Annotated in this window: 9 protein-coding genes; 7 read left to right on the forward strand and 2 right to left on the reverse strand. The window is 60.6% G+C overall.

The window, feature by feature from the left end; all coding sequences use genetic code 11:
* The first annotated feature begins 203 nt into the window (after nucleotides 1-203).
* From K9857_RS28470 to K9857_RS28485, 4 genes are all read left to right on the forward strand, one after another.
* Entirely contained in the window at nucleotides 204-1067 is an 864-nt protein-coding gene (locus K9857_RS28470; RefSeq protein ID WP_224541606.1) for a hypothetical protein, read from the forward strand.
* 411 nt (nucleotides 1068-1478) lie between these two features.
* Complete coding sequence (locus K9857_RS28475; RefSeq protein ID WP_224541609.1) at nucleotides 1479-1931, forward strand: Ohr family peroxiredoxin; 453 nt, start codon at nucleotides 1479-1481, stop codon at nucleotides 1929-1931.
* 64 nt (nucleotides 1932-1995) lie between these two features.
* Nucleotides 1996-2448 carry an Ohr family peroxiredoxin gene (locus tag K9857_RS28480; protein ID WP_224541611.1) on the forward strand — a complete coding sequence of 151 codons (453 nt, stop codon included), beginning with the start codon at nucleotides 1996-1998 and terminating at the stop codon, nucleotides 2446-2448.
* Between the two features lie 147 nt (nucleotides 2449-2595).
* The gene (locus tag K9857_RS28485) at nucleotides 2596-3054 is read left to right on the forward strand and encodes a MarR family winged helix-turn-helix transcriptional regulator (RefSeq protein WP_224541614.1); all 459 of its coding nucleotides are present in this window, start codon (nucleotides 2596-2598) and stop codon (nucleotides 3052-3054) included.
* Nucleotides 3055-3111: 57 nt separating this feature from the next.
* On the opposite strand, the gene K9857_RS28490 is transcribed toward K9857_RS28485, so the two are convergent.
* Nucleotides 3112-3852 carry a FadR/GntR family transcriptional regulator gene (locus tag K9857_RS28490; protein ID WP_224541616.1) on the reverse strand — a complete coding sequence of 247 codons (741 nt, stop codon included), beginning with the start codon at nucleotides 3850-3852 and terminating at the stop codon, nucleotides 3112-3114.
* 256 nt (nucleotides 3853-4108) lie between these two features.
* On the opposite strand from K9857_RS28490, the gene K9857_RS28495 reads away from it, so the two are divergent.
* The 3 genes from K9857_RS28495 (at nucleotide 4109) to K9857_RS28505 (ending at nucleotide 7012) form a co-directional block, all read left to right on the forward strand.
* Entirely contained in the window at nucleotides 4109-5215 is a 1107-nt protein-coding gene (locus K9857_RS28495) for a mandelate racemase/muconate lactonizing enzyme family protein (protein ID WP_224541618.1), read from the forward strand.
* Nucleotides 5216-5308: 93 nt separating this feature from the next.
* Nucleotides 5309-6250 carry an AEC family transporter gene (locus tag K9857_RS28500; protein ID WP_224541620.1) on the forward strand — a complete coding sequence of 314 codons (942 nt, stop codon included), beginning with the start codon at nucleotides 5309-5311 and terminating at the stop codon, nucleotides 6248-6250.
* A 300-nt stretch (nucleotides 6251-6550) separates the two neighbouring features.
* Nucleotides 6551-7012 carry an EF-hand domain-containing protein gene (locus K9857_RS28505; RefSeq protein WP_224541622.1) on the forward strand — a complete coding sequence of 154 codons (462 nt, stop codon included), beginning with the start codon at nucleotides 6551-6553 and terminating at the stop codon, nucleotides 7010-7012.
* Nucleotides 7013-7081: 69 nt separating this feature from the next.
* Here the strand turns inward: K9857_RS28505 and K9857_RS28510 are convergent, their stop codons facing one another.
* Nucleotides 7082-8110, reverse strand: coding sequence for a D-cysteine desulfhydrase family protein (locus K9857_RS28510; protein WP_224541624.1), 1029 nt, complete (start codon nucleotides 8108-8110; stop codon nucleotides 7082-7084).
* Nucleotides 8111-8540 lie beyond the last annotated feature (430 nt).

Genomic DNA, 8540 nt, shown 5'->3' on the forward strand with positions numbered 1-8540 from the left:
AGGGTACCTTTCTAAAGAAAATGTGGGAAAATTTCCCACGCAAAGGTGCTAACTGGCGTTGAGGGATCGCGCGGAAAGCGCAGTGGCTGTCGATGCTGCAGATTCATGTCCGTGCCGGTTGGCTGGTCGCTTCTGGGCGGCTGGAACTCACGGGATTGCGTTCGATAGGGAAATGACTACGCAGCTCCAGGCGGAGGTGCAACATGCATATCAACAAATGTTTATTGGCCCTGGCCATAGGCGGAGTTCTGTCGGCTTCGACTGTCCTGGTACCGGATTACATCAGTGGATTCTCCAGCGCATACGCCCGGGATGGCGGTAGCGGCGGAGGAGGCGGTGGTGGAGGCGGACACGGCGGCAGCGGTGGTGGCGGTGGTGGCCACGGCGGCGGGTCCGGTAATGGCGGTGGTGGCGGCGGTTCCGGCAACGGTGGCGGCGGAAGCGGCCACGGTGGTGACGGCGGAGGCGGTAACGGCGGCGGTGGTGCAGGCAATGGCGGTGGCCATGGAGACGGGGGTGGTCATGGCGCTTCAGGCCATGACGGCAACGGTCATGGCGGCGTCGCTGGAAACACTGGCGGCAGAGGTCGGGACAATGCCCGCAACCACGACGCCAACGACGATAACGGTCGCGCCCGGGACGCTGCCCGTAACGACAACAATGCTGCCCGAGCGGCTGCCCGCAATGATGCCGATGCAGCCCGAGACGCAGCCCGCGCCGATGCAGACGCTGCTCGCGATGCCGCCAAGGCTGCGGCAGACAGGGCGAGAGACACGGCCAGGGCCAACGCGGACGCAGCGCGTGACGCGGCAAGAAGGGCTGGCGATCCAAACGCCGACGCTACCCGCGATGCTGCCAGGGCCGCAGCCGATGCAACCCGTGACGCGGCCCGTCGCGACGCAGATGCAACCCGCGATGCAGCCAAGGCAACTGCGGACGCCACCAGAGACGCCGCCAAGGCACAGGCCAACGCGGACCGCAATGCTGCCAGAGCCCAGGCCAGCGCAATCAGAGATCCGGACGCTCCAGATGCCCCGGATATGGACGTAGTCGAGGCACGCAACTAGTCCCTAATGTAGGAGCAAGGCTTGCCCGCGAAGGCGTAGTGTCAGGCCGGTCAGTGTCGACTGGCCGGACGCCTTCGCGGGCAAGCCTCGCTCCTACGGGGTTTTGTGTGCGCTCACTGACCGTTCGTCGTCCTTTCGAAAAATATCCTTTGACACCACCAGGCGTTTGGATGACTATCTGTATATCGCATGCGATCTAATCGAAAGCGACAAATAAAACACAACCTGTGCCGTTTGGAGATCCAGCCATGAAAACCGAAAGCCACCACAAAATGTCCCGCTCCACCCATCACGCTTTCGATGGCCACAACGGCAACAACTGGATCTGCGCCGCCTGATAAAAATCTGTTAACACCTTAATAATCGCATGCGATCAAATCGCATAAGAAATTGAATCGAGAGGAAGCCCCCATGAGCAAGATCGAAAAAGTCCTGGCCACCGGCAAAACCCACACCACCCACAGCGCTACTGGCACCACCTCGCGCGGCCACAACGGCAATCTCGACATCGCGCTGTCTTCGCCCGGTGCTGCCCAGCCAGCCCACGTGTTCGCCGCCACCCAGCCACACCCGAAAGCCGAGCAGCTGTTCGCCGGAGCCTGGTCGGCCTGCTACACCGCAGCCGTAGGGCTGATCGCTCAAGAGCGCAACATCGTGTTGCCGGCAAACATGGCCGTCGACATCGAGGTGGACCTGGGCCAGACAGGGCCGGACTACTTCCTTCAGGCTCGATTGACCCTGAGCGTACCGGGGCTGGCACATGACGTGGCGACCGAACTGGCACACATTGCCGATTCCATCTGCCCTTACTCCAAAGCCACGCGCGGCAACATCGACATGGCCCTGAACGTACTCACCGCCTGATAAATATCACGCATGCGATTAAAGCGTATACGAATCACAACTCTGTAAACCTGAGGAAACCATCATGAGCAAGATCGAAAAAGTCCTGGCCAGCGGTAAAACCCACACCACCCGCAGCGGCACCGGCAACACCTCGCGCGGCCACAATGGCAGCCTCGACATCGAACTGTCGTCGCCCGGCAGTTCCACGCCAGCGCACGTCTTCACCGGCGTCCAGCCGCACCCGAAAGCCGAGCAACTGTTCGCCGGGGCCTGGTCGGCCTGCTACATCGCCGCGGTGGGGCTGGCCGCCCAGCAGGCGAAAGTGACCCTGCCGGCCGATACCGCGGTCGATATCGAAGTGGACCTGGGCCAGACCGGTGCAGAGTACTTCCTCCAGGCCCGACTGACGCTGCGTGTACCGGGCCTGACCCACGAGGTCGCCACTGAACTGGCCCACACGGCCGATGCGATCTGCCCGTACTCCAAGGCCACCCGCGGCAACATCGATGTCGCGATCAACGTCATCACCGCTTGACGCGACACACTGCCGGTTCAGCAGGACATCCCTGGTGAACCGGCAGTCCGTTTTCATAGAACGAGGAAAGTGCGCACTACCGATACCATCGCATGCGATGTATAGTCGACCCTCGCAACCCTACCTCTTTTGCCCCAGAGAACGCTCATGAAATCGACCAAGAAGCTCGCCGCCCTCGACCTCAAGCTCTCTGAATTCCTCTGCTTTGCGGTCTATTCCTCCAACCTGGCCTTCGGCAAGGCATACAAGCCCATGCTCGAACGGCTCGGCCTGACCTACACCCAATACATCACCCTCGTCGCGCTCTGGGAGGAAGACAACCAGACCGTCGGCAGTCTCGGCGAAAAGCTGTTCCTGGAATCCAACACCCTCACGCCGATCCTGAAAAAGCTGGAGGGGATGGGCTATCTGCTGCGCCAGCGCGACCCGGAAGACGAACGCCAGGTCCGCATCAGCCTCACCAAGGAAGGGCGCGAGATGCGCGAAGGTCTGACCGAAGACGGTTTTCCGCAAACGGGGCTGGACCCCGATGATTTCGTGCAGATGCAGCAGGCCATCGTGAAGTTACGGAACAACCTCATCCGTACGACGAAAGACAGGGAATAAGCGGTATCACGTGATCCGCTTGTTCAACAATGAGACAACTGCCCTCAGAGGGTGGTGTCAGAAGAAATTGATCTCGTAACCGAAGCGAGATGCCGCAGCGACGATGTGTTGTCCCATGATCTGCCGAGCCGATTCGGCATTACGGTCAGCCAGAGCCTGAACCAATTCTTCATGCTCCCCGCGTGCCGCATGAGGAATGTTGCTGTACATCGGACCGCGCCGGGCAAAGTTCATCGTGATCAGGGCCCGCATCGGTTCGAGCACCGTGCGAATCATCGTCTCCAGATAATCATTGCCTGAAGCGGCCGCCACGGCCCGATGAAAGTCGAGGTCGGCGTTCACCGTTTCCAGTGTCGGTTCGCCTTCGTAATGCATGCGCAGGACCGCCGCCTGAATCATTTTCAGTTTGCGCGGTGTCATGTGCGAGGCCGCGAGGGCTGCGGCCTGGCTTTCCAGTACGGCCCGTACTTCGAACATGTTGCGCACCGTGTTGTCGCCGTCGAGCATCGGCTCGCTGGCACGCGGCGATGCCGACACCGGTTGCGCGGATGGAGCAGGGGCGGCGACGAAAACGCCCACACCCTGGCGCGACTGGATCAACCCCTGGGCCCGAAGCGTCGCGATCCCTTCCCGGACAACGTTCCTGCTGACACCGAAGTTCTGCGAGAGAAATTGTTCGGTCGGCAAACGGTCGCCTGGCCGTAGCCGGCCGGAGGCGATCTCTTCACTCAACGAACGGGCGATGTGCTCCGCCAGATGCGGTCGGCGCGCCACGGGCTGCAGGTTCATTTCACTCATGTTCATCCCTCTCACTTGTCTACTTAATCTACATCAGAAGACTTGTTCCAGACAGTTAAAACTGAAGTTCACTACCGTCATAAAAAATAAAACCTGTTAAATCAATTGGTTATGAAATGAAAGGGCGAGGCTCGTAAAAAAGTACAAGTTGTTCAGTTGAAGGACAACAGGACGTCAGGTAGGTTGTTCTCAACCCGGCGCGGCAAAAAATCCAAATCACCGCGCCGTTTTCGCAACCTGCCCGAGGCCCGGCCTTATGAAAATTGCCAGCATTGAAACCATTCCGCTCCGCATTCCCTTCACCACGGGAGGCAAATCAGCCGGCGGGGTCTGGGGACCGAAAGACCTGCAAATGGTCGACTCCCTGGTGGTCAAGATCACTACCGATGAAGGCGTCGTCGGTTACGGCGAAACCTTTGGTTTCACCGCGATTCCAGCGGTGAAGGTGGTGATCGACACGATTCTCGCGCCTGAGTTGCTCGGCAGTGACGTCACGCGTCGGCAGAAACTGCAGGGCGATCTGCAAAAGAAATTCCACGTGTTCGGTCGCAGCGGCGCGTTCATCTACGGACTGTCGGCTATCGATATCGCACTGTGGGATATCGCCGGCAAGGCGGCGGGTCAGCCGGTCTATCAATTGCTCGGCGGCAGCGAGGCCACGTCACTCGCGGCGTACGCCAGCCTGATTCGTTATGCCGACCCGGAACTCATCCGCGTCAATGTGCAGCGCGCGGTCAACGACGGTTTCCGCCATCTCAAACTGCATGAAGTCGATCCCGAAGTGATTCGCGCCGCGTGCGAAGCCGCGGGTCCCGACGTGGAAATCACCCTCGACGTCAATGCGCCGTGGTCGGTGCGTGAGGCGCTGGACATGACCGATAAACTGCGTCCGCTGAACCTGCGCTGGATCGAAGAACCCGTCTGGCCGCCGGAAGACTACGCGGGACTGGCACGGGTTCGGCAGCAGGGCGGGATTCCCGTCGCGGCTGGCGAAAACGCCTCGACCCTGATGGATTTCCAGCACCTGCTGGAAGCCGGCGCGGTGGATTTCGTGCAGCCAAGCCCGGCAAAAATGGGTGGCATCACCGAACTGCAAAAGGTCTATGCGCTGGCCAACGCCCATGGCGTCACCGTGATGGTCCACGCCTTCTACGACGGTCCCGGCCTGCTGGCCGCGGTGCATGGCAGTGCGGCACTTGGCGGAGCGAAGTCCCTGGTGGAATGGCGCTACTTCGACCTCGAAGCACAGCTGTATGGCGACGCGATAATTCCGCGCAACGGCCGCATCGACGTGCCGCAAGCGCCGGGACTCGGCATCGAGCCGAACCAGGACGTCATCCGCGATTACCGCTTCAAACCCTGACCCCATCGATCGTCGCCGACGCCACAACGAAAGCGTCGGCCTCGATCGGTCACAGCCGCATTCTTGATAAAAACAAATACGAGGATTGAGCAAATGCTAGACAGAATCGTAGGACCCATCCTGCCCGTCGCCTTTGTGATTGCGCTTGGCTACATCGCCGGCAAACGTGGGCGACTCACCCAGTCGGACAGCCTGCTGATCAGCCGGCTGGTGCTCGGCTGGATCTTCCCGGCGCTGCTGTTTGTCGGGATGGCGAGTACACCCCGTGAGCAGCTGTTCGACTTCAAGTTCGTGGTTGCCACCTTCATCGGCATCATGGGCATGTACCTGATCGCACTGGCGATCGGCTGGTACACCACTCGCGATCTGAAAGTGGCGACGCTCAAAGGGTTCGTCAACGGTTACCCGGATGCAGCCTTCATGGGCATTCCGATCCTTGGCGCGATGTACGGAGCGGGCAGTATCTATTCGGTGCTGGTGCTCAACCTGGTGGCGAGCCTGGTGATGATTCCGCTGACCACCATGTTGCTGACCATCGCCGATGGCAAGGGCAGTGGCCGGGAGGCTTTCGTCTCCAGCCTCTCGGGTGCGGTACGCCGTCCGCTGATGTGGGCGCCGGCGCTGGGCATTCTGCTCTCGCTGCTGCAGGTCAAGCTGCCGCCGCTGGCCGCGGAGTCGTTCAATCTGCTGGGCAAAGCCACGCCAGGCGTCTCCCTGCTGTGCCTGGGCTTGATCATGTCGTCGGAGAAATTGCAGATGTCGGGCGAGGTCTGGACCAACCTCGGGCTCAAGCTGTTCATCCATCCGGTGCTGATGTTCGCCGCGACCATTTTGCTGGGTACGCACGGAATCTACGCGCAGCAGATGATCCTGCTCTGTGCGCTGCCGTCGGCGACCATTCCGGCCATGTTCGCCAATCAGACGGGCGCCTATCAGAGCGAAGCGGCGACTTCGATTCTGGTCAGTACCGTGTTGTCGATCGTGACGTTCTCGGCGGCGATTTATCTGATCGATGGAGGGATCGCTTCGGTCTGATGGCGGCCGGTTTCAAGAGATCGCAGCCTGCGGCAGCTCCTGCTTTGGAATGCACTTCCATGTAGGAACCGGTGCAGGCTGCGATCTTTTTTTTGGCCACTGCGCAGTGTCTGTGTATCGCCATGTATCCAACCCCACCCTTAGTAGACTGGCATACAAATGCACCTCGAACCGGATACATCCGGGATACACGGTTGCAGTCAAATAGCCCTGCCTTAGCGAGAAAGCAAACGCGACTCGCACCTCGGCTTAACGCCTGAACCAAGCGGATTGACCGCACACTGTATCTGGAGAACTACCATGTCCCGTATGTCCAACAAATCCCGCATTGGCCTGATCGCAGTTGCACTGGCCGGCAGCATGAACCTGGCTTCGACCGCCTTCGCCGCCGACGCACTGCCACAGGGCTACCAACTGGCCTCGGCGGAAAAAACCAGCGAAGGCAAGTGTGGCGAAGGCAAGTGCGGTGCCAGCGAAACCGGCGCCAAAGCGACCAAGGCCAGCGAAGGCAAGTGCGGTGAAGGCAAGTGCGGCGACGACTCCTTCGCCCGCACCGACACCGACCACGACGGCCGCGTGTCCCTGAAAGAACTGCTGGCCGTGGCGCCACAGGGCGGTGAAGAATTCAAGGCGATGGACACCAACGGCGATGGCTACCTGTCCGAAGCCGAGGTCTACAAATTCCGCACCAACCAATACACCTCCAACGGCAAGAAAGTCCCGACCGAGCTGTTCACCAAAATGAGCAAAGCGCAGAACTGATGGTTTGATGCGGCGGTAAAAAAACCTCCCCGGTGTTGTGGCCGGGGAGGTTTTTTTACATCTGGCGGGTCAGTCGAAGGCGTTGCGATAGGCAAAGATCCCCGGCAAGCCGCCGGTCATCACGAACAGCAGATGACTGCCCGCCGGAAAGTCGCCCCGGCGTACCGCAGCCAGCAGACCGGCGAAGGCTTTGCCGCCGTAGACCGGATCGGTGAGCAGGCCTTCGTGGGAGGAGAGCAGGCGTACGGCTTCGAGCATGGCTTCGGTGGGCGCGCCGTAGGCTTCGCCGCGTTGGCTGCCATCAACGTTGACCGAGGTTTCAGCCAGCGAGGTGGACGGGGAAAGCAGTTGCAGCACTTGCGTGGTTTTTTCCAGGGTCAGGGCCGCTGCCTGTTCTTCGGTGGCCAGGACCGAGTAACCGAGAATGTTGCTGGAGGAGCGTGCCAGCGTGACACCGGCCAGCAATCCGGAGTGGGTGCCGGCGCTACCGTTGGGCATGGTGATTTGTTCGAAGTGGATGCCCAGTGCATCGGCCTGACGCAGGATCTCGGCGGCACAGGCGGCGTAACCCAGGCTGCCTCGAGGGCTGGAACCGCCCAGCGGCATCACGAAGGGTTTGCGGCCTTGCTGTTTGAGCCTGTCGACCAGTTCGGCAGCGAAGGTGTCAGGCGCGACACCCCGGGGCAGACGATGGATGTTTGCGCCGAACAGCGCGTCCAGAATGACGTTGCCGTTGCGGCAGAAGTCGTCGTCGCTGCGCACCGCTGACGGGGTCAGGATCAGTTCGCAGGCCAGGCCTTGCTGGGCGGCGACCGCAGCGGTCAGGCGGGCGTGATTGGATTGAAAACCGCCCCAGGTCACCAGGGTGTCGGCACCCGCAGCCAGTGCTTCGCCGAGCAGGAATTCGAGTTTTCGCAGCTTGTTGCCGCCACCACCGAGACCGGTCAGGTCGTCGCGTTTGACGTAGAGGTTGCAGCCGTTCATCTCAGGTAGACGACTCAGACGGTGCAGTTTCTGGATCGGTGTCGGGCCTTCGAGCAAAGCCACCCGTGGGTAGGTGGCCAGCGCGGCATCAAGATGACTCAAGTCGTGGGGCATGAAGGATCGCCTTCTTGGAGGGAAGAGAGCTGTGGATCGGCCACTGTAAAAAAGCGCAAAGGTGAAGATATAGCGCTGTCGGGTAATTACTGTTGATACATCGTGTAATCAACTTGTAGGAGCGAGGCTTGCCCGCGAAGGCGTCAGGTCTGTTTGCATCAATGTTGAATGTGCCGACCTCTTCGCGAGCAAGCCCGCTCCCACAGGTTCTGCAGGCGTATGCAAGATCCCTTGTGTGCGAGCCTGCTCGCGATGGCGGCAGGTCAGCCTGCATCAATGTTGAATGTTCCGGCCTCTTCGCGGGCAAGCCTCGCTCCTACGGGTTTTATAGGTGTATGCAAATTCGGCTGGCAACCGAAGTCCCTGTGGGAGCGGGCTTGCTCGCGAAGGCGGTGGTTCAGTCGACGCGGAGGGTGTCTGGTGCGCCGCC

This window comes from Pseudomonas sp. REP124 (assembly GCF_020164475.1).
GTDB lineage: Bacteria > Pseudomonadota > Gammaproteobacteria > Pseudomonadales > Pseudomonadaceae > Aquipseudomonas.